Raw genomic sequence first — 20,747 nt, forward strand, 5'->3', positions numbered from 1 at the left:
GGGGCGGGAGCACGGGCTGTCGGGACGATGAACCGGAGGTGAACAGCCCTTCACGGATCCGCATCGGTTCCGGGCTCGGTGTCGTCAACCCGCCTGCGGATCAAGGGATGTCATGATTCATCAGAAAGTTCAACGAAGCTTCCCGCAGTGGTCACATGACGATCCGTCGGAACGTCTTTGTTACGCGCGGGTAATGCATACCCTCGGAGCCATGCGCCGAGCAAAAATCGTCTGTACTCTCGGGCCCGCCGCCGACTCGTACGACCAGATCAAGTCCCTGGTCGACGCCGGCATGGACATCGCCCGCTTCAACCTGAGCCACGGCTCCCAGGCCGAACACGAGGAACGGTACCGCCGGGTCCGCAAGGCCGCCGACGAGACCGGCCGCAGCGTCGGCATCCTGGTCGACCTTCAAGGTCCGAAGATCCGCCTCGGTACTTTCGCCGAGGGCCCCGTACTCCTCGAACGCGGCGACGACTTCACCATCACGGTGGACGACGTCCCCGGTGACCGCGAGATCTGCGGCACCACCTACCCCGGGCTCGCCAATGACGTCGCGCGCGGGGAGCGGATCCTGATCGACGACGGCCGGGTCTGCCTGGAGGTCACCCACGTCGACGGACCGCGGGTGCGCTGCATCGTCATCGAAGGCGGCCTGGTCTCCGACCACAAGGGCCTCAACCTGCCCGGAGTCGCCGTCTCCGTGCCCGCGCTCAGCGACAAGGACGTCGCCGACCTGCGCTGGGCCCTGCGGATCGGCGCCGACCTGATCGCGCTCTCCTTCGTGCGCAGCGGCAAGGACATCGAGGACGTGCACACCGTGATGCGCGAGGAGGGCCGCTTCCTCCCCGTCATCGCCAAGATCGAGAAGCCCCAGGCCGTCGACAACCTGGACGCCATCGTCGACGCCTTCGACGGCCTGATGGTCGCCCGCGGCGATCTGGGCGTGGAGATGCCGCTGGAGCAGGTCCCGCTGGTCCAGAAGCGCGCCATCAAGCTGGCCAAGCGCAACGCCAAGCCGGTCATCGTGGCCACCCAGATGCTCGACTCGATGATCCACGCCTCCCGCCCCACCCGCGCCGAGGCCTCGGACGTCGCCAACGCCGTGCTCGACGGCACCGACGCGGTGATGCTCTCCGGCGAGACCTCGGTCGGCAAGTACCCGGTCGAGACGGTCAAGACCATGGGCCGGATCATCGAGGCGGTCGAGGAGGAGGTGCTGGAGGCCGGCCTCCCGCCGCTGACCGTGCGCAACAAGCCCCGCACCCAGGGCGGCGCCGTCGCCCGCGCGGCCGCCGAGATCGGCGACTTCCTGGGCGCCAAGTACCTCGTCGCCTTCACCCAGAGCGGCGACACCGCCCGCCGCCTGACCCGCTACCGCTCGCCGATCCCGGTGCTCGCCTTCACCTACGAGCCCTCGGTGCGCAGCCAGTTGGCCCTGACCTGGGGCGTGGAGACCTTCCTCGGCCCGTTCGTGCCGACCACGGACGAGATGGTCGCCCAGGTCGACGCCCAACTGCTCAGCCTGGGCCGCTGCGAGAAGGGCGACGTCGTCATCATCACGGCCGGCTCGCCCCCGGGCCTGGCGGGCTCGACCAACCTGGTGCGGGTGCACCACGTGGGGCAGCTGGACAACTGACGGCTGATCGCTGACGCGTGAGTCCTGACGTCTGAGTCCTGACGCGTGAGTCCTGACGTCTGATCCCTGATCCCGTCGGGGCGCCTGCCGGTGGCGGGCGTCCCCCGGCGGGATCCGCGCCGTCGGCGCCCCCGATAGCATGGCGCACAGGTGACCTGAGGGGGACGCGTGATCGAGCTGGCGGAGCTGATCCGGGAGTTGCGGGGCGAGCTGAACGCGGCGATCGCGGGCGGGGACGGGCAGGCGCTGCGGTTCGAGCTGGGGGCGGTGGAGGTCGAGGCGACGGTCGCCGTGGAACGGGCGGCCGGGGGGAGCGGGAAGGTCAAGTTCTGGGTGGTGGAGGCCGGTGGGGACGGGAAGCTGACCCACTCCCGGACGCAGAAGATCACCCTGACGCTGCAGCCGGTTCTGGTGGCCGAGGGCGGCACGCCCTCGCCGGTGCTGATCGGCGACGAGGCGGTTGACGGGGAGCGGTGACCGGTCTGCGGGTCGAGCGGGTCGCCGAGGTGATCGCGGGTGGGCGGCGGGGCTCGGGCTACTTGGTCGGGCCGGGAGTGGTGCTCACGGCGGCGCACGTGGTGGCGGGCGTGGTGGCGGGTGCGGGTGCGGGTGCGGGTGCGGGCGTGGCAGCGGCTGCGGGTGCCGCCGGGGTGCGGGTGCGGTTCGACGCGGATCGGCCCGGGGAGCGGCAGTTCGAGGCCGAGGTCGTCTTCGCGCACGCCGGCGTCGACGTCGCGGTGCTGCGCTTCGAGGACGCGGGCGATCGCGTCGCGCCGGTCTCCTACGCTCCGGTCTCCTACGGACGGGTCGGCGAGCACGACGCGGTGCTGTACTGCAGCGCGGCCGGCTTCCCGCGCTTCAAGCTGCGCGATGACGCCGACGGCCAGGGGAAGTACCGCGACCTGGAACACGTGCGGGCACTCTGCTCGCCGCTCTCCAACCGGCGCGAGGGCACGCTGGACCTGCGAGTGCCGGTGCCGGGCTCGGTCTGGGACGGCATGTCCGGTGCGGCCGTCTTCAGTGGCGGACACCTCATCGGGGTGGTCAGCGAACACCATTCGGGCGATGGGCCGGGGCGGTTGGCGGCCAGCCGGGTGGACCGCTGGGCCGAGCGGCTCGCACCCGACGAACTCGCCACCCTGACCGCGCTGCTGGGCGCCGGACTCACCCGGCTCCCGGACGTCGTGCGCCCGGCCGCGCCGCCCGGCCTGCGGGCCCTGCTGCACGACCTGACCCCCGAGCACCTGGACGACCGGGACGCCGAACTCGCCGACCTGGCCGCCTTCTGCGCGGGCACCGAACCGTACCGCCGGCTCCAGGGCCCGCCCTGGGCCGGAAAGACCACGCTGGCCGCCTGGTTCGCCCTGCACCCGCCACCCGGGGTCGTCCCGGTCTGCTTCTTCGTCACCTCGCGGCAGGCTGGGCAGGCCGACAGCGCCGCGTTCACCGAGCAGCTGGTGCGCCAACTCGCGGCCGTCGCCGGGGTCGAACCAGCCCCGCACGCCACTCCGGCCGGCCGCGACCAGGAGCGCCGGCAGCTGCTGCACGACGCGGCGGCCGCCACCGACGGAGTCCTGCTGCTCGTCGTGGACGGCCTGGACGAGGACCGGTCCTCGCAAGGGAGCATCGCCGCCTCGCTCCCCGAGCGGCTGCCGGCGAACGTCCGGGTGCTGGTCACCAGCCGCCCCAACCCGGGCATCCCGCAGGATGTTCCGGGAAGCCACCCACTACGGGACTGCCCCGTCACGAGCCTGACCGCCACCGCCGCCGCGCGCGGCCTGGAGCACAACGCCCGCTACGAGCTCACCCGGGCGCTGGACGGTGACAGCCTGGACCGCGAGATCCTCGGGCTGCTCGCCGCCGCCCGGGGCGCGCTGAACCTCGCCGACCTGCGCGAACTCACCGGCAGGGAGGGCTTCCTGGTGCGGGCGCGCCTCGACGGCCCGTTCGGTCGGATCCTGCGCGCGCGGGACGGCGGCTACCTCTACGCCCACGACACCCTGTTCACCGCGGCCCTCGACGCGTTCGGACCAGACCTCGACCCGTACCGTGACCGCCTGCACGCCTGGGCCGACCGCTACCGCGCCCTCGGCTGGCCGTCTGGGACCCCGCGCTACCTGCTGCTGACCTACCCGCCGATGACCATCGCGGCAGGCGACCGCACGCGCGCCACCGCCCTGGCCGTCGACCTGGCCCGGCACACCCGGCTGCGCGCCGTGCTGGGCAGCGACGCGCCCGTGCTGGCCGAACTCGACCAGGTGCGGGCCCTGCTGGGGGACGAACCGGCGGGCCTGGCCGCCCTCGCGGCCGCCGGCGACCTGCTGGCCCGCCGCAACAGCTTCGTCCCCCCGGAGCTGCCCGGCGTGCTGGCCCGCCTGGGCCAGGTCCACCGGGCCGAGGGGCTCGCCCGCACCCTGCCCCCCGGACTGCCGCGGGCCGAGGCGCTGACCGGGGTGGCCGAGGCGCTGGCCACCGTGGACCCGTCCCGGACGGCGGCGCTGGTGGCCGAGGCGGGGCTGGTCCTGGACACGCCCCGGGGCGACCCCTGGACGCCATCCGACGAGGAGCATGCCCAGGAACTCACCACACGCCGCGCGGTGGCGCTCGCCACCGCCGGCCTGGCGGTTGAGGCGATCGCGCTGGCCGACACGCTCCAGGACGCGATACCAGAACTGGACTTCGGCGCCAGCGGTGATTTCGACGATGCCGAGGTGGTGGACGTCGAGTACCGGATGAACGACGAAGCCCGGATGGCGCTGCTCGCCGTCGCCGAGGCCCTCGCCCCCGGTGACCGGCAGTTGGCCGCGCGCCTCCTCGCCAGGGTGCGGGAACCGGACGACTGGCCGTACCCTGCCGAGTTCGCCCCGCGACCCGCGATCGACTACCTGGCCGCGCTGGCCCGGACCGCCGCTGCGGTCGACCCGGAGCAGGGCGCGCGCGCCGCCGCCGAGTTGGTGGCGGCGGCCGAGTCGCGGTTGGCCCCCGGCGCCCCGGTGACGGCCGCGGCCACCGCGTCCGTCCAGCTCCGCGACCAACTGCCGGACCTGGCCCGCCGACTGGCCCGCGCCGTCTGGGCGGACGGGCGAGTCCTGACCTCCGGCGGGCTGCGGGAGCACGGCTGCCTGTTCATCGAGGCACTGGCCGGCAGCGGCCTGGTCGCCGAGGCCGGTGAAGTCGCCCGCAGGCTCAGGAAGGCGGCGTACAGCTGGCTGACGTCAAGTCAGATCGGTGCCGCCTACTGCGCGGCAGGTCGACCGGATCTGGCGAATGATCCCTTCCACCTGCCGTGGCCGGAGACGGTGCGCTATCTGGCCGGGCGCTGCGAGGCGGATGGCCTCGCGGTGGCGGAGCGATGGATCGAGCAGCTGGCCCCCGGGCGCGCGCGGCTCCGCGCCCACGCCGCGCTCACGGAGGTCGCCGTCGAGCGTGATCGCGATGCCGCCGAGCGGCTCGGCGAGACGGTGCTGGTGGAAGCCTCCGAGCTGGCGGAGGTCAGCCACGGCTGGGGCGACGACCGCTGCCTGGCCGCCCTTGTTGGCGCCCTCGCCGGCTGCGGCGAGTTCGGCGACGCCGAACGGATCACCGACGCGATCACCGCCCCGCGCGAGCGCGGCTGGGCCGTGGCAGCCACCGCGGTGCGGCGGGCCGCGACCGACCGACCGCGCGCGGTCGCCCTGCTGGAGGCGGTGGGATACCCGAGTGCGGACCCCGGCGTGCCCGCCTTCGCGGACCCTGGTGCGGCGGGCGAGGTGCTGGCGCGCCTGGGGTTCACCGAACAGGCCAGGGCCCTCGCCGAGCAGCGGCAGCAAGCCGAGTTGCCGATCGCCGCCGCCCTCCACGAGGCCCGGGCGACGGCCGAGGCACGAGCCCTGGCCGATCGATGGCAGCGGCGCCTGGCGGACAAGAGCCTCGACGAGCGCCACAACATCGTCCACCTTCGCCTCCACCTCAATCTGCAACTCATCGCGGACCTCGGGACGGTGCTGCCCGACCGGCTTCCGGACTGGCTCGACACCCTGTCGCTGCTGGCTCCGGGCCCGCGCGAGCAACACCTGCACGAGCGGGACACCTTGGCGCTGCTCGGCCTGCTGCTCCGCGAGCGTGATGCCGGCTGGTCACACCAGCTCTTCAGCGCCTCGTCGAACGCGACGCCGCTCGAACTCCTGGCACCCGACCAGATCGCGATCTGCGCCATCGTCTACGACGCCTACCCCGAGCCCACACTCTTCGAGGAGGCGGTTGACGCCCTCCTGCACGACGGCGCCGGCCTCAGCGCGGTCGCGACCCGCCTCGCCGCCCTGCCCGCCCCAGCCCTGCGCACGCCCCTCGACCCGGAGGCCGGCCAACTCGCCATCGCCCTCGCCTGCGCGGCGATCGCCACCCCGCCCCCCGCCCCCACCCCCGCCCGCCTCGCCCGCGCCCACACCCTCCTCGCCGCCGCCCTGCGCACCGACGGCTGGCGCCACGCCCTCCCCGCCCTCGCCGAACTGGCCCCGGACGCGGTCCGGGCAGTGCGGGACGTCGTCCTCGCGCAGCTGGAGCCGGGCGGGCCTGGCCGCTGACGCGGCTGTGTGACGAGCCGCCACCAGGATCGTTGACCGTGCCACCGGACGACTCCTCCGGTGGCGCGGTCACAGGGTGGCGGGCGAGGCGAGTCGGTCCGCGAGGTCGAGGAGCTCCGGCAGCCGCAGGACCCGGCCGCTGTGGCCGGGGAGCGGGACGTGCAGGGGCTCGGTCCAGTGGGCGGGGACGGCGGAGAGGCCATAAATCGCGCCGGCGAGGCCACCCGTGACGGCGGCAACGGTGTCGGTGTCACCACCGAGGTCGATGGCGGCACGTACGGCCGCCTCGTAGCCGCTGGTGGTGCGCACGGCCCAGACTGCGGAGCCCAGGCAGGGCCAGACGGCACCGTTGAACTCGGTGGCATCCTCCGGGCGCCAGCCGGGCGCGAGGACGCGGACGTAGCGCTCGCGCTGGTGCGGGTCGACGAGGGTGAGGATCTCCGGGAGGGCGGCCAGCGGATCGTCGCCGACCAAGGCGAGGCGGACCAGCTCGTGGAAGATCGCGGTGCCCTCCCAGGCGGCGGCGTCGCCATGGGTCAGGGCGGCGATCCGGCGGGCGGCGGCCATCGTCACCTCGCGTCCGCCGGGGGCGAAGTACACGGCCGAGGTCGCGGCCCGCATCAGCGAACCGTTCCCGGCGGCGCGCAGGTTGACCTGGAAGTGCCCGGCCGCGGCCTGGTCCCACGGCATGCCGTTGGTCAGCACGTCCTCGGTCTGCAGCCCGATGTCCTTGGGTTCGGCCGCAGCCCAGCGCTGGAACCGGGCGAAGATGTCCGGCAGGTTCAGCCCGCGATGCTCCAGCAGGGACTCGGCGACCATGACGGCCATCTGCGTGTCGTCGGTGGCCTCACCGGCCTCCCAGCCGCCGCCCCCACACATCTCGCCACCTGATGTGGAAAGGGGGAAGCGGGCTGAGAACACTCCGGGCGCGCCGAACTCGAACGGGGCACCCAGTGCGTCCCCTACCGCTGAACCGACCACCGCTCCGGCCGCACACTGCTCGCTCACCATGGCGTCAGGCTAGCGGGATGCACCATCAGCGGGCCGCCGAGTTGTCGTCGCTTGGGGACCCTGTACATGGAGACCCCTGCGGAGACGGCCGGGTATACGATCACGTTCGACTCGCTTCGATCGCGCCGAGGCGTGGCAGGCGTTCGTGGCCGGCGTGCGGGCGGGGGAGTTCGCGGGCGGTCGCTGAGGCCGGACGTCGTGGGTGGCGGCAGCGCTGCGGTGCGGGCTGTCGCCGCGCGCGCTCACGGTCGTCGCGTGAAGACGGCGAGGTCGCGGTTGAAGGCGGCGACCAGGTGGCCCGAGTCGGTGAGCGCCAGGGCCGCGCAGGGAGAGGGCAGGTGGAGGACGGCGGTGCAGGTGCGGCCGGCCAGGTCCCACACGCGCAGTGATCCGTCGAATCCGGCGGTGACGGCGGTGGGACGGCCGTCGAGGACGCCGCAGGCCACCGCGCCTACGCCACTGGTGTGACCACGGAGCTCACCGAGTCGGCGTCCCGGGGCGGTCCCAGGCGGGCTCGTTCTTGTGGTGGGCGACGGCCGTGGCGATCAGGAACCGGCGCGGTGGCGCCTCAAGCATCGGCCGGGCTGTCGGCTGGGCCATCGGCCAGGTCACCGTTCAGGCCCCGCGCGATGGCGGCGCCGGTGAGCCGGTCAGTGAGGTAGGCGGTGGCGTCGTGCGCGTGGCTGCCGTTGTGGACCAGCGCGGATGCGACCCGCTCGCCGAAGGCAGGGCGCAGGTCCTTCACCAGCGCCACCACGTCGCCCGCGTCCGCCACGTTCGTCCACGCCGCCACACCCGGCCAGCCGCCGGGCTTCGGCTCCAGCCGATCGAAGATCATCGGGATGCCGAGCGGCGAGCCCAGCGTCACCAGCGCCCGCACCCCGTGCCCCGGCAGCGCGCAGAGCGCCTCGTAGGCGACCACCGAACCGAGCGAGTGCCCCACCACCACCCGGGTTTCCTAAGAACCGCGACCCCGACAGCGCCCGCAGCGCCGCCTGCGCCGAACGCGGCGCCCGCGCCAACGTCTCGGCGCCCGGCGGCGCCACTCGCTCGTCCACCTCGGCGGCGGCCTGCCACCAGGCCAGCAGCAGGTCCCGCTCAAGGCCCTCGGTCACGTCGGCAGCGGTGTGGCGCGCGTCGCCGGCCGCGAGTAGGGCACCCGGCGGACGGAACAGGTCGCCGTAGAAGCCCATCGCGAACGCCGCCGCGCCCCCGGCCGGCTCGGGCCCGCCTGCCCGGCGCAGGCCGTCCAGCAGTGCCGGGCGCCAGCGTTCCAGCAGGCTCTGCTCACCGAGCAGTTGCTGTCCGATCCCGTGCACCGCCACCACCTGCGCCATGACGTGCATCCCTCCCCGCGCCTCGCACCCCGAGCCCGTCGGGCCAACGAATCTGTACGGCCGCGCGCGCCGCGATCGCTGCCGGTCGGCGGAATCCTGCGCGGGTGGAGGAGTTGGAGACGGGCGTCAGTACTTGGGGCCGATGTGCTGGTCCATCAGGGCGATGGAGGCGCGGCGGGCGATGGAGATGTTGACGGCTCCGTTGGTGCGGCGGGCGGCTTTCCACTCGACGCCGACGGAGTCGAGGGTGTTGGTGAAGATGCCGATGATGTCGGTGGACTTGTTCGTGAAGAAGTACCGGGGATACTCGTGCCGCCGGACGACCCCGTTGACTGTACGTGTGGCCCAGTTGACGATGCGGCAGCCGTCGGAGTGGATCAGGCCGCGCAGCAGGCCCCAGGGGTGGGCGTTGACTATGTCCTGCTGCCAGGGTTCGAGGATGATCGGCCGCTCGAATTTCTTGCCAGGGCCGTGTTGAGGGAAGAGGCAGGTGAGGTGCTGCGAGTAGACCTTGACGTCCTTGCAGCCAGTGCGGCGGACCCGGCAGGGGGTGTTGGTCGGAAGGACGTCGCGCATGGCTTGCTCGACCGAATCCATGACGCCGGGCCACTTGTTGTCGCAGGTGATGGCGAGATTGTGCGTCCGGTGCTGCTTCGGGTGGACGATGTGGCCGTCTCCCAGATAGAGCCCCAGGAGGTAGGAGTATGCGGGGGCATTGAGCTCGTCGCCGTAGCAGTGGGGACAGATCGACCGCTTGCGGCCCGGAAGCTCACCCCGCTCCGCCCGGTCGTAGTGCTTCCAGGCGCCGACCGTTCCTCTGGGCACCGCGAGCATCCGCGCGACTTCGACGTTGGACTTTCCGGCGCGAAGGAGAAGAAGCGCCTGGCTGCGGACTGAACGGGTCGTCATGGCCGCCAGGTTGCGCCTGGCGGTAGGGAAACGGTATGCCCGAGGTCAGAAATCACTCATCGTGATGAATTGCTGATCTCCGGAAATAAACCAGAAATCAAAGGTGAAACTAGGTGCCGGGTGTGGGATTCGAACCCACACGCCCTTTCGAGCAATCGCTTTTGAGGCGATCATGTCTGCCCTTCCATCAACCCGGCTAGGTTGCGCTCGTGAAGGATACCCTGTGGGCGGTCTTCGGCGCAGCTAGGTACCCTCGTGCATGCACCCCCCGCCGGAACGAGGAGTCCCGTGAGCACCGCCGACGAGCAGCCCCAGGCGCTTGAGACCGACTCGCCCCAGATCACCCGGATTGTCATCGCCGAGGACGAGGCCCTGATCCGGCTCGACCTCAAGGAGATGCTGGAGGAGGAGGGCTACACCGTCGTCGGCGAGGCCGGGGACGGGGAGACCGCGGTGCGGCTGGTCGAGGAGCTCAAGCCGGACCTGGCGATCCTGGACGTCAAGATGCCGATCCTGGACGGCCTCTCGGCGGCCGAGCGGATCCACGAGGCGCACCTGGCCCCGGTGCTGATGCTGACGGCGTTCTCGCAGCGCGAGTTGGTGGACCGGGCGCGCGATGCCGGGGCGATGGCGTACATCGTGAAGCCGTTCTCCAAGAGCGACCTGGTGCCCGCGATCGAGATGGCGGTCTCGCGCTACACCGAGATGCGCGCGCTCGAAGGGGAGATCGCGGACCTGACCCTGCGCCTGGAGACCCGCAAGCTGGTGGACCGGGCGAAGAGCGTGCTGCAGACGAAGTTCGGGCTGAACGAGCCGGCCGCCTTCCGGTGGATCCAGAAGACCTCGATGGACCGGCGGATGACGATGGCCGCCGTCGCCGAGGCCGTGATCGAGGAGGGCGAGGCGCAGGACCGCAAGAAGGCCGCGCCCGGCGCCGAGGCCTGAGTGACGCGGCGCGCCGGGCGCTGAGCGGCGGGGGTCCGGTGCTCAGCGCCCGGCGCGGGCGAGTTCGGCGGTCTCAATCCTCGCCGAGGTACGACTTGCGCACCGACTCGTCGCGCAGCAGCTCCGCGCCGGTGCCTTCCAGCACGATCCGCCCGGTCTGCATCACGTAGCCGCGATCGCTCAGCGACAGCGCGGCCTGGGCGTTCTGCTCGACCAGCAGGATCGTGGTGCCGCCGCTCTTCAGCTCGACGATGGTCGCCATGATCTTCTGCATCATGATCGGGGAGAGGCCCATGCTGGGCTCGTCGAGCATCAGCAGCTTGGGGCGCGACATCAGCGCCCTGCCCATCGCGAGCATCTGCTGCTCACCGCCCGAGAGGGTGCCGGCGGCCTGCTTGCGCCGCTCGCCGAGGATCGGGAAGAGGGTGTAGGCCCGCTCGACGTCCTCGGTGATGCCGGGCTGGTCCTTGCGCAGGAAGGCGCCGAGGAGCAGGTTCTCCTCGATGGTCATCCGGGGGAAGATGTGCCGGCCCTCGGGGGAGTGGGCCAGGCCCAGCGCGACGATCTTGTGCGCGGGGACGGTCTCCAGCCGCTGCCCGTCGAAGGTGATGCTGCCGGCGGTGGGGCGCAGCAGGCCCGACAGGGTGCGCAGGGTGGTGGTCTTGCCGGCGCCGTTGGTGCCGATGAGGGTGGTGACCTCGCCGGCGGCGACGCTGAAGCTGATGCCCTTGACGGCTTCGATCTTGCCGTAGGCGACCCGGAGGTCCTGGACATCCAGGAGGGCGTTGCTCATTCGTCGTTCTCCGTTGCGGCGGCGGTGGCGGTGCTCTCCGGGTCGGTGCTCTCCGGGTCGGTGCTCTCCTGGTCGGTGTTCACCTGGTCGGTGTTCACCGGGTCGGCGGGCGCGGGGACCTTGGGCGCGGGGTCCTTGGTCATGACCGGGGCAGGCGCGGGCGCGGTCTCCAGCGGTTCCGTCTCCAGCGGTTCGCCCAGGTACGCGGTGATGACGCGCTCGTCGCTCTGGACCGTCTCCCGGTCGCCCTCCACGATCTTCTGGCCCTGGACCAGCACGGCGGTGCGGTCGCAGAGGTTGAAGATGAAGCGCATGTCGTGCTCGATGACCAGGATCGCGATGCCCCGGTCGCGGATGGCGAAGACCAGCTCCTCGGCGGCCCGGGTCTCCTGCGGGTTCATCCCGGCGGTGGGTTCGTCGAGCAGCAGCAGGCCGGGTTCGCTGGCCAGGGCGCGGGCGATCTCCAGTTTGCGCTGCTCGCCGTAGGGGAGGTTGCGGGCCAGGTGCTCGGCCTTGTCGGCCAGGCCGGTGAATTCGAGCAGGGCCATCGCCTTCTCCCTGCTGTCGGCCTCGGCGCGCCGGTAGCCGGGGCCGCGCAGCAGGGCGGAGATGAGGCCCACCTTGGTGCGGCTGTGCCGGCCGACCAGGACGTTCTCCAGGACGGTCATGTTGGCGAAGAGCCGGATGTTCTGGAAGGTGCGGGCGATGCCGGCCTGGGTGACCAGGTGGGGCTTGGGCGGCAGCACCTTCTGGCGGTAGGTGACGGTGCCCTCGGTGGGCACGTAGAGCCCGGTGAGGCAGTTGAAGAAGGTGGTCTTGCCGGCGCCGTTGGGGCCGATCAGGCCGATGATCTCGCCTTCGCTGACCGTGAGGTCGACGTTGTTGACGGCGGTGAGGCCGCCGAAGCGCATGGTGACACCGCGTACGTCCAGGAGCGGCGTTGCTGTTGAGGTCATGGTCACGCCCCTGCCTTGCTGAGGTTGGTCTTGTCCGGACCCGTGCCTTGTTCCGGGAGGTGGGTGTCGGCGTCGGCGTCGTCGGCGTGGAACTCCAGCTGGCGGCGCCGGTTGGCGATGATCCCCTCGGGGCGGAAGCGCATCAGCAGGATCAGCGCGACGCCGAAGGCGAGCAGCTGGTAGTTCTGCAGGAAGGAGAGCTTCTCGGGGATCAGGTAGAGCAGCGAGGCGCCGAGCAGCGGGCCGCTGACGGTGCCCATGCCGCCCAGCACGACGGCGGCGAGCAGGAAGGCGGAGTTGGGCGGGGTGGAGCCGGCGAAGACGTAGGGGTCGGGGACCACGCTGTAGGTGACGTGGGCGCTGACGGTGCCGGCCAGGCCGGCCAGCGCCGCGCCCAGGGCGAAGGCGGTCAGCTTGGTGCGGAAGCCGTTGATGCCCATGGCCTCGGCGGCGGTCTCGTCCTCGCGGATGGCGATCCAGGCGCGGCCGATCCGGGAGTTGGCGGCCCGGCTGAAGACGGCGACCACGATCAGGGTGACGATCAGCATCAGGAAGAAGTAGTTGGCGAACCGGCCGATGGTGATGGATCCGAGTTGGTGGCTGGTGCCGAGGTTGAGGCCGAAGAAGCTGATGTCGGGGATCTGCGGGATGCCGTTGGGGCCGTTGGTGATCTTCGGTCCCGAGGTGCCGTCGAGGTTCTGGACGACGATGTGGAAGATCTCTCCGAAGCCGATGGTGACGATGGCCAGGTAGTCGCCGCGCAGCCGAAGCGTCGGTGCGCCGATCAGCACGCCGAAGATCAGCGAGACGCCGGCGCCGATCAGCGCCGCTGCCCAGAAGGGCACTTGGGCGTTGTGGAACGGGGAGTAGGGGGAGCCGGAGACCAGGGCGGCCGTGTAGGCGCCGACGCCGAGGAAGGCGACGTAGCCCAGGTCGAGCAGGCCGGTGAGGCCGACCACGATGTTCAGGCCCAGGGCGACGGTGGCGAAGATCAGGATGTTGACGCCGACGTTGGCGTCGTGGTCGTTGTTCTGGGTGAGCGGGAAGAGCGCGGCGGCGGCGAAGGCGGCGGCCATCGCGAACGGGCGCTGGCGCTGCAGCAGCGCGGTGACCCGCTCGAAGAGGCCGGACTTGAGGTAGGCGGCGGCGCCGAAGCCGACCGCGATCAGGAAGCCCTCGAAGAGCTCGCCGTAGGAGGTGTCGATGCCGTAGGTGAAGAGCAGCAGGCCGGCGGCGACCAGCACGGTGACCTGCAGGCGCTCCCGCCAGGCCGGTGCGGGCGCCGCTGGTGCGGCCCGGTGCCGGTCGGCGGGCAGCGCCAGGGAGCCGTAGAGCGCGGGCAGCACGGCGAGGCCGGCGATGACGCCGCCGGCGGTCAGGTTGGCCAGGCCGCCGAGTTCGGTGGCGATGGCGGCCAGGGTGAACCAGGTGGTGGCGAAGGCGGCCAGGGCCAGTCCGCGCAGCGCGGTGGTGTGCCCGGTGGGGGCCAGGCCGCGCAGGCCGGGGAGCTGGTGGGCGGCCAGCGCCTGGAGCAGCAGGAGCAGGCCGGTGGCGACGGTGAGCCACTGCAGGCCGCCGGGGTAGCCGGTGACGGTCAGGTCGCCGGGGAAGTCCGAGGTCCAGGTCCAGGAGAGGAAGGCGGAGGCGATGGTGAGGACGGCACCGCCGGCGGTCAGGGCGCGGGCGACGGGCGCCGGGGCGGTGCCTTCGAGCCGGGCGAGGGCGGCCGTGGTCGAGCGGCGCAGCAGGGCGAGGCTGGGGCTGGTGGTCATCTCTGGGTCTCCTTCGGCCTCAGGCCCGGTCCGCTACGCGTTCGCCGAGTAGTCCTTGCGGCCGCAGCAGCAGGACCAGGATCAGCAGGACGAAGGCCCACACGTCGGCCCAGGCGCCGCCGCCGAGTTGCTGCATGCCGGGGACGTCGGAGATGTAGGCGGTGGCCAGGGCTTCGGCGAGGCCGAGCACCAGGCCGCCGAGCATCGCGCCGTAGATGTTGCCGATGCCGCCCAGCACGGCGGCGGTGAAGGCCTTGAGGCCGGCCTGGAAGCCCATGCTGTAGTCGACCTCGCCGTAGCGCAGGCCGTAGCAGACGGCGGCGACGGCGGCGAACAGGGCGCCGATGCCGAAGGCGGTGGCGATGATGCGGTTGGTGTCGATGCCCATCAGCTGGGCGGTGCCCGGGTCCTGGGCGGTGGCCTGCATGGCGCGCCCGGTGCGCGAGCGCTGCACGAAGAGGGCCAGGATGATCATGCAGATCGGGGCGGCGACGACGGTGAACAGGTCGCCGGACTGGATCTGGATGCTGCCCAGGTGCCAGGGCCCGGCGGCGAGTTGAGGGAAGGCGCGGGGGCTGGTGGCCTTGGGGTAGAGGTTGTGCACGGCCTGCTGGAGTGCGAGCGAGAGGCCGATGGCGGCGATCAGCGGGGCCAGCCGGGGGGCGGTGCGCAGCGGGCGGTAGGCGAAGCGCTCGGCGCCCAGTGCGATGAGGACGGAGGTCAGTGCGCCGCCTATGAGCATCAGCGGCAGGGCGAGCCAGAGGCTGGTGCCGTGCGGCAGGACGAGGTAGACGGTGAGGGCGCCGAAGCCTCCGGTCATGAAGATCTCGCCGTGGGCGAAGTTGATGAGCTGCACGATTCCGTAGACCATCGTGTAACCGATGGCGATCAGCCCGTAGGTCGAGCCTAGGAAAAGGCCGTTGGCGAGTTGTTGCGGCAGGGTGTGCACCGCAGCCTCCAGGTCGCTGTGCCGGCGTGGCGTGGGTCCGCGCGGGGTGGGGGGACGCGGGGCCGCGCGCGCGGGTGTGCGCGGGCGGCCCCGGGGCGGGTGGTGGGGGAGGGTCAGCCGGTGTAGGTGCCGGTCTTGACCGAGACCCACTTGCCGCTGGTGACCTGGTAGACGGTCAGCTGCTTGTTGGTGGTGTCGCCGTACTGGTCGAAGGAGATGTGGCCGGCGATGCCGTTGAAGTCGGCGCTCTGCACGCCGGCGACCACCTTGGCGCGGGCGTCGCTGGGAAGCTTGCCGCCGTTGGCGCTGACCACGGTGCCGACCGACTTGATGATCGCGGTGGCGGCGTCGTAGGAGTAGCCGCCGTAGGTGCCGTAGTCGCCGGGGTAGCCCTTGGACTTGTACTTGGCGACGAAGTCCTTGGCGGTGTCCAGGGTGTCGACCGGGACGCCGACCGAGGTGGCGAGGTCGCCCTCGGTGCCGGTGCCGCCGGTGGAGATGTAGGTGGCGGAGTAGATGCCGTCGCCGCCGAAGAGCGGGATGTTGGCGCCGGCGGCCTTGAGCTGCTTGGAGAGCAGCGAGGCCTCGTCGTACTGGCCGCCGTAGTAGAGCAGGTCGGCGCCGGAGGACTTGATCTTGGTGACCAGGGTGGAGAAGTCCTTGTCACCGGTGTTGACGTGGTCGGTGCCCGCGATGGCGCCGCCGTCCTTGGTGAAGGAGTCCTTGAAGATGCCGGCCAGGCCCGCGCCGTAGGTCTGCTTGTCGTCGACCACGAAGGCGTTCTTCTTGCCCGCGGCGCTGGCGTACTGGGCCGCGAAGGCGCCCTGCAGCGCGTCGGTGGTGGCGGTGCGGAAGTAGGTCGGGTACGGCCGGGTCTTCTGGCCGCTGGCCCAGTTGGGGCCCTGGGTGAGCGCGGGGTTGGTGTTGGAGGGCGAGATCTCGACCAGGTTGGCGGTCGCGAAGACCTGCTGCATGGACTGCGCCACACCGGAGTTGAGCGGGCCGACGACGCCGAGCACGCTGGAGTCGGCGACCAGCGCGGTGGCGTTCTGTTGGCCGGTGGCGGGCTGGGCCTGGTCGTCCAGCGGCTTGACCTTGAAGGTGACGCCGGGCACCAGGTGGTTGGCGTTGGCGTCGTCCACGGCGATCTGCACGCCGTACTGGATGCCCAGGCCGGTGGCGGAGTTCTCGCCGGAGAGCGGTGCGTCCACGCCGATGGTGACGGTCAGGCCACTGGCCGAGCTGTCGCTGGACTTGGCGCCGCGGGAGCCGCAGGCGGTGACGGTGAGCGCTCCGGTGAGGGCGATGCTCAGGACGAGCAGTGAACGATGACGCACGAGGGTCCCCTTCTGGTCTGAAGGCTGCTGGCCGAGGGCGGCCGGCGGCCGGTTCGCGCACTGGGGCAGCCCGAACTGGTTGGCCCGATCCGGTGGCGCGGTGACTGGCCGTGACTCTAGAGGCGTCGAGCGGCGCGTGGCAGGGGTGTGGCGCTGCTGTGATTCTCTTGTTATGAGCCCCTCATGCGAATGTCTCGGATCGTGGACATTTGAGGTTCGATCAAGGCGATTGGTTTACTGGCTGATCGTCAGTGGCTGCGCGAATACCCGTGAAAGCGTCTGGTGGTGGGCTCTCTGTTCGATGAGCGGACGCGACCGTCCGCCGAGGGTGGACCGGTCGCGCGCGTCCGGAATGCGGACCTGACGCAGTGTCCACGGGGCTGTCACGTGGTGCGCGACGGGTCGGTCGTGTGCTGAGCTGATTGCCTGCGTGTCACACAGCGTTACAGGCGAGGGGTGCCGGCGATTCGGCCGCGGACACGACAGCGCCCCCTCGTCGGCCAGGGACCTGCCCAGTGCGGGCGGCGGCCAAACGAGGGGGCGCGGGAAGTGGGGTGCGGCGAGGTGCGGGTGGGGCCGGGCCCGGCCGGTCCGGGGTCGACAGACCTCAGAGGTCGCGCAGCGCGCAGGTCAGCCGGCAACTGGTCAGCCGGCGCCCGGTGTCGTCGGTGACCGCGATCTCGTAGGTGGCGGCGGTGCGGCCCTTGAAGACGGCGGTGGCGACGCCGGTGACCAGGCCGGAGGTGGCCGAGCGGTGGTGCGTCACATTGAGGTCGACGCCGACCGCGTAGCGGCCGGGCCCGGCGTGCAGCATCGCCCCTATCGACCCGAGCGTCTCGGCCAGCGCCGCCGAGGCGCCGCCGTGCAGCAGGCCGTAGGGCTGCTGGTTGCCCTCCACCGGCATGGTGCCGACCACCCGGTCACCGGAGGCCTCCACGATCCGGATGCCCATCTTGTCGCCGAGGGTGCCCCCGGAGAAGGTGCTGGGCTCCACGCCGAGCTTGGCGAAGTGGTCCAGCACGTCCTGCGGCACGTCGAGCTTCAACGGGGCCTGCGCGGCTTCGGTGGGGGCTTGCTCGGTCATCGGTCATCTCTCCTGATCGCCGGTGATCGCCGGTCGTGATCGCCTTTCGTGATCGTACGACCGGCGGTGCCCGCCGTGCTGGCGGGCCCGCTCGTGGCTGGTCCTGGATGTCGGTGGGGCGCCCTAGGATCGAGGGCGGAGTTGCTGGATCGGCTAGGAACGGACGTTGACGTGGCGCAGCGGAGTGCGGGGCAGAGCGCGGGCAGTACGGGCGACGCGGCCGGGGCGCGGCCCCGGCTGATGCTGCTCGACGGCCATTCCCTGGCGTACCGGGCGTTCTACGCCCTGCCGGTGGAGAACTTCAACACCGCCACCGGGCAGCCGACCAACGCGGTCTACGGCTTCGCCTCGATGGTGGCCAACACCGTGCGCGACGAGGCGCCCACCCACCTCGCGGTGGCCTTCGACGTGTCGCGCAAGACCTTCCGCTCCGAGGAGTTCCCGGACTACAAGGCCAACCGGGCCAAGACGCCGGACGAGTTCCGCAGTCAGATCGGCCTGATCGGCGAGCTGCTGGACGCCATGAAGGTGCCCCGGCTCTCGCTGGAGGGCTTCGAGGCCGACGACATCATCGCCACCCTGGCCACCGCCGCCGAGGCGGCCGGGTTCGAGGTGCTGATCGTCACCGGCGACCGGGACGCGCTCCAGCTGGTCACCGAGCACACCACGGTGCTCTACCCCACCAAGGGCGTCTCCGAGCTGACCCGCTACACCCCCGAGAAGGTCGCCGAGAAGTACGGCGTGACGCCGAGCCAGTACCCCGACCTGGCGGCGCTGCGCGGCGACCCGTCGGACAACCTGCCCGGCATCCCCGGCGTCGGTGAGAAGACGGCGGCCAAGTGGGTCAACCAGTTCGGCTCCTTCGACGAGCTGGTGGCCCGGGCCGACGAGGTCAAGGGCAAGATCGGCGAGAAGCTGCGCGAGCACCTGGACTCGGTCAAGCGCAACCGGGTGCTCACCGAGCTGGTCCGCGACGTCGAGCTGCCGCTGGGCGTGGCCGAGCTGGGCCGCGAGCCCTTCGACCGGGAGGCCGTCGGGCAGCTGATGGAGTCCCTGGAGTTCCGCAACCCCAACTTCCGCGAGCGGGTCTTCGCGCTGGACGTCGGCGCCGTGCGGGAGTCCGCCGAGCCGGCCGCCGCTCCCGGCATCGAGGTGGCCGGCGAGCTGCTGACCGGGCCGGGCGCGCTGGTGGGCTGGCTGGCCGAGCACGCCGCGGGCCCGGCCCCGGTGGCGCTGGCCGCCGTCTACCAGTGGGCGCTGGGCAGCGGTTCGGTGCAGGAGGTGGCGCTGGCCACCGCCGAGAGCGCCGCCTGGTTCGACCCGGCCCAGCTCGCCGAGGCGGACGAGCGGGCCTTCGCCGACTGGCTGGCCGACCCCGCCCGCCCCAAGGCGCTGCACATCGCCAAGCAGGTGATCCGCGCCTTCGCCGAGCAGGGCTGGCGCGTCGAGGGCGTCGCCGCCGACACCGCGCTCGCCGCCTACTTGGAGAAGCCGGGCCGGCGCACCTTCACCCTGGAGGTGCTCGCCGAGGAGTACCTGAGCCGGTCGCTGGCCCCCGCCGAGGTCGCCGAGAGCGGGCAGCTGGCCTTCGACGCCCCCGAGGAGGACCCGGCGGCCGGCGCCCAGGCGCTGATGGTCCAGGCCCGCACCGTGCTCGACCTGGCCGAGCTCTTCGAGGGCCGGCTGGCCGAGCACGGCTCGGTCGAGCTGATCCGCGACATGGAGCTGCCGATCGCCGCCCTGCTGGCCCGGATGGAGCGCACCGGCATCGCCGCCGACCGCGCCTGGCTGCAGTCGCTGGAGAGCCAGTTCGCCGCCGAGATCCAGCGGGTGGTCGAGGAGGCGCACCGGGCCGCCGGGCGCGAGTTCAACCTCGGCTCGCCCAAGCAGCTGCAGGAGATCCTCTTCAACGAGCTCGGCCTGCCCAAGACCAAGAAGATCAAGACCGGCTACACCACCGACGCCGACGCGCTGACCTGGCTGGCCGCCCAGAGCGACAACGAGCTGCCGGTCATCCTGCTGCGCCACCGCGACCAGGCCAAGCTGCGCACCACGGTCGAGGGCCTGCTCAAGACCGTCTCGCCGCAGGGCCGGATCCACACCACCTTCAACCAGATGGTCGCCGCCACCGGCCGTCTCTCCTCGCAGGACCCGAACCTGCAGAACATCCCGGTCCGCACCGAGGAGGGCCGCCTGATCCGGCGCGCCTTCGTGGTCGGCGAGGGGTACGAGTCGCTGCTGACGGCCGACTACTCGCAGATCGAGCTGCGGATCATGGCCCACCTCTCCGAGGACGCGGCGCTGATCGAGGCCTTCGCCAGCGGCGAGGACCTGCACACCACGGTCGCCTCCTCGGTCTTCGGCGTGGCGCGCGAGCAGGTCGACGCGGAGATGCGCCGCAAGATCAAGGCGATGTCCTACGGCCTGGCCTACGGACTCTCCGCCTTCGGGCTCTCGCAGCAGCTGGGCATCAAGCCCGCGGAGGCGCAGGGCCTGATGGACACCTACTTCGAGCGCTTCGGCGGCATCCGCGAGTACCTGCACCGGGTGGTCGAGGAGGCCCGCGCCACCGGGTACACCGAGACCCTGCTCGGCCGCCGCCGCTACCTGCCCGACCTGACCAGCGACAACCGCCAGCGCCGCGAGATGGCCGAGCGGATGGCGCTCAACGCACCCGTGCAGGGCTCGGCCGCCGACATCGTCAAGATCGCCATGCTCCGGGTGGACGCGGAGCTGGCGAAGGCGGAGCTGAAGTCGCGGATGTTGCTCCAGGTGCACGACGAAATCGTGCTGGAGCTGGCCCCGGGCGAGCGCGAGCCGGTGGAGGCGCTGGTGCGCGAGCAGATGGCCGGCGCCTACGCGCTGCGCGCCCCGCTGGACGTCTCGGTCGGCGTCGGCCCCAACTGGGAGGCGGCGGCGCACTGAAGCTCCTTGCGCAGCACCGTGCTGAGGTAGTTGGTGGCCGCCCAGTCGTAGCTGCCGATCGGGCGGTAGCCGCGGCGGGCGTACCAGCCCAGTAGCTCGGTGGCGGTGGACGAGGTGTCGATCACCACGCGGCGGCTGCCCAGTTCGGCCAGCCGCCGCTCGGCCAGCTCCAGCAGCCGGTTCCCCAGGCCGGTGCCGCGCTGCTCGGGCAGCACCGCGAGCTGCCAGAACGACCCGGACCCGGGCTCGCGCGGATATCCCTGGGGCTTGCGGTCGGTGGCGGAGAGCGTCACCGTGCCCAGCGGCGCCCCGTCCGCGCCCACCGCCAACCAGCACTCGCCCTTGCCCAGTCGGTGGGCGGTGTCCCGCTCGCTCTGGTAGGAGGCGAGGAACACCCGCCCGGCGGCGGCGTGTTCGGCGTAGGCCCGGTGCAGCAGCGCGGTCAACTCGGCCACGGAGTCGCAGGCTTCGTCGAACCGGCGCAGGGTGCTCTCGTGAACGGTCATGCGGGCAGGGTAGATTGAGCAC

General features: G+C 71.8%; 14 protein-coding genes, 1 tRNA gene and 2 pseudogenes. 5 read left to right on the forward strand and 12 right to left on the reverse strand.

Features of this window, described 5'->3' with window-relative positions:
- Positions 1 to 193 precede the first annotated feature (193 nt).
- The 3 genes from pyk (at position 194) to OG455_RS29955 (ending at position 6,201) form a co-directional block, all read left to right on the forward strand.
- The gene (gene pyk / locus OG455_RS29945) at positions 194 to 1,639 is read left to right on the forward strand and encodes a pyruvate kinase (RefSeq protein WP_266299039.1); all 1,446 of its coding nucleotides are present in this window, start codon (positions 194 to 196) and stop codon (positions 1,637 to 1,639) included.
- Between the two features lie 168 nt (positions 1,640 to 1,807).
- A complete protein-coding gene (locus tag OG455_RS29950) occupies positions 1,808 to 2,116 on the forward strand; it encodes a trypco2 family protein (RefSeq protein ID WP_266299041.1) in 309 nt (102 codons plus the stop codon).
- Positions 2,113 to 6,201, forward strand: a complete 4,089-nt coding sequence (locus OG455_RS29955) for a trypsin-like peptidase domain-containing protein (RefSeq protein WP_266299043.1) — start codon at positions 2,113 to 2,115, stop codon at positions 6,199 to 6,201. The genes OG455_RS29950 and OG455_RS29955 overlap by 4 nt, the downstream gene beginning before the upstream one ends.
- A 69-nt stretch (positions 6,202 to 6,270) precedes the next feature.
- On the opposite strand, the gene OG455_RS29960 is transcribed toward OG455_RS29955, so the two are convergent.
- The 5 genes and pseudogenes from OG455_RS29960 to OG455_RS29980 all read right to left on the reverse strand — a co-directional run bounded on the left by OG455_RS29960 (position 6,271) and on the right by OG455_RS29980 (position 9,655).
- The gene (locus OG455_RS29960) at positions 6,271 to 7,212 is read right to left on the reverse strand and encodes an ADP-ribosylglycohydrolase family protein (RefSeq protein ID WP_266299045.1); all 942 of its coding nucleotides are present in this window, start codon (positions 7,210 to 7,212) and stop codon (positions 6,271 to 6,273) included.
- Between the two features lie 242 nt (positions 7,213 to 7,454).
- Positions 7,455 to 7,691, reverse strand: a pseudogene (locus tag OG455_RS29965) (hypothetical protein); the annotation flags it as partial.
- 89 nt (positions 7,692 to 7,780) lie between these two features.
- Positions 7,781 to 8,549: pseudogene (locus OG455_RS29970) on the reverse strand (hypothetical protein).
- Positions 8,550 to 8,675: 126 nt separating this feature from the next.
- The gene (locus OG455_RS29975) at positions 8,676 to 9,458 is read right to left on the reverse strand and encodes a helix-turn-helix domain-containing protein (RefSeq protein WP_266299049.1); all 783 of its coding nucleotides are present in this window, start codon (positions 9,456 to 9,458) and stop codon (positions 8,676 to 8,678) included.
- A 114-nt stretch (positions 9,459 to 9,572) separates the two neighbouring features.
- A tRNA-Leu gene (locus OG455_RS29980) sits at positions 9,573 to 9,655 on the reverse strand.
- Between the two features lie 91 nt (positions 9,656 to 9,746).
- On the opposite strand from OG455_RS29980, the gene OG455_RS29985 reads away from it, so the two are divergent.
- Positions 9,747 to 10,403, forward strand: coding sequence for an ANTAR domain-containing response regulator (locus tag OG455_RS29985; protein WP_266299051.1), 657 nt, complete (start codon positions 9,747 to 9,749; stop codon positions 10,401 to 10,403).
- Positions 10,404 to 10,476: 73 nt separating this feature from the next.
- Here OG455_RS29985 and OG455_RS29990 read toward each other — a convergent pair whose 3' ends face one another.
- The 6 genes from OG455_RS29990 to OG455_RS30015 form a co-directional block, all read right to left on the reverse strand.
- Entirely contained in the window at positions 10,477 to 11,196 is a 720-nt protein-coding gene (locus OG455_RS29990) for an ABC transporter ATP-binding protein (protein ID WP_266299053.1), read from the reverse strand.
- Entirely contained in the window at positions 11,193 to 12,152 is a 960-nt protein-coding gene (locus OG455_RS29995) for an ABC transporter ATP-binding protein (protein ID WP_266299055.1), read from the reverse strand. The genes OG455_RS29990 and OG455_RS29995 overlap by 4 nt, the downstream gene beginning before the upstream one ends.
- A gap of 2 nt (positions 12,153 to 12,154) precedes the next feature.
- Entirely contained in the window at positions 12,155 to 13,924 is a 1,770-nt protein-coding gene (locus OG455_RS30000) for a branched-chain amino acid ABC transporter permease (protein ID WP_266299057.1), read from the reverse strand.
- Positions 13,925 to 13,943: 19 nt separating this feature from the next.
- The gene (locus OG455_RS30005; RefSeq protein ID WP_266299059.1) at positions 13,944 to 14,873 is read right to left on the reverse strand and encodes a branched-chain amino acid ABC transporter permease; all 930 of its coding nucleotides are present in this window, start codon (positions 14,871 to 14,873) and stop codon (positions 13,944 to 13,946) included.
- A gap of 113 nt (positions 14,874 to 14,986) precedes the next feature.
- Positions 14,987 to 16,210 carry a branched-chain amino acid ABC transporter substrate-binding protein gene (locus OG455_RS30010; RefSeq protein WP_266299061.1) on the reverse strand — a complete coding sequence of 408 codons (1,224 nt, stop codon included), beginning with the start codon at positions 16,208 to 16,210 and terminating at the stop codon, positions 14,987 to 14,989.
- Between the two features lie 607 nt (positions 16,211 to 16,817).
- Positions 16,818 to 17,294, reverse strand: a complete 477-nt coding sequence (locus tag OG455_RS30015) for a PaaI family thioesterase (protein ID WP_266299063.1) — start codon at positions 17,292 to 17,294, stop codon at positions 16,818 to 16,820.
- Positions 17,295 to 17,465: 171 nt separating this feature from the next.
- On the opposite strand from OG455_RS30015, the gene polA reads away from it, so the two are divergent.
- Positions 17,466 to 20,219: a DNA polymerase I gene (gene polA / locus OG455_RS30020; protein WP_266299065.1), complete on the forward strand. Its 2,754-nt coding sequence runs from the start codon at positions 17,466 to 17,468 to the stop codon at positions 20,217 to 20,219.
- Here the strand turns inward: polA and OG455_RS30025 are convergent.
- Positions 20,150 to 20,725 (reverse strand): GNAT family N-acetyltransferase, encoded by a 576-nt coding sequence (locus OG455_RS30025; RefSeq protein ID WP_266299067.1) that lies wholly within the window; start codon positions 20,723 to 20,725, stop codon positions 20,150 to 20,152. The genes polA and OG455_RS30025 overlap by 70 nt on opposite strands.
- Positions 20,726 to 20,747: the final 22 nt, after the last annotated feature.

It is taken from the genome of Kitasatospora sp. NBC_01287 (genome assembly GCF_026340565.1).
In the GTDB taxonomy this organism is placed as follows: Bacteria; Actinomycetota; Actinomycetes; order Streptomycetales; family Streptomycetaceae; genus Kitasatospora.

Excerpts from the sequence above, each read along its gene's own strand:
- pyk (WP_266299039.1), top strand. The coding sequence starts at position 194 with ATGCATACCCTCGGAGCCATGCGCCGAGCAAAAATCGTCTGTACTCTC.
- OG455_RS29960 (WP_266299045.1), bottom strand. The coding sequence starts at position 7,212 with ATGGTGAGCGAGCAGTGTGCGGCCGGAGCGGTGGTCGGTTCAGCGGTA.
- OG455_RS29975 (WP_266299049.1), bottom strand. The coding sequence starts at position 9,458 with ATGACGACCCGTTCAGTCCGCAGCCAGGCGCTTCTTCTCCTTCGCGCC.
- OG455_RS29990 (WP_266299053.1), bottom strand. The coding sequence starts at position 11,196 with ATGAGCAACGCCCTCCTGGATGTCCAGGACCTCCGGGTCGCCTACGGC.
- OG455_RS29995 (WP_266299055.1), bottom strand. The coding sequence starts at position 12,152 with ATGACCTCAACAGCAACGCCGCTCCTGGACGTACGCGGTGTCACCATG.
- OG455_RS30000 (WP_266299057.1), bottom strand. The coding sequence starts at position 13,924 with ATGACCACCAGCCCCAGCCTCGCCCTGCTGCGCCGCTCGACCACGGCC.
- OG455_RS30015 (WP_266299063.1), bottom strand. The coding sequence starts at position 17,294 with ATGACCGAGCAAGCCCCCACCGAAGCCGCGCAGGCCCCGTTGAAGCTC.
- OG455_RS30025 (WP_266299067.1), bottom strand. The coding sequence starts at position 20,725 with ATGACCGTTCACGAGAGCACCCTGCGCCGGTTCGACGAAGCCTGCGAC.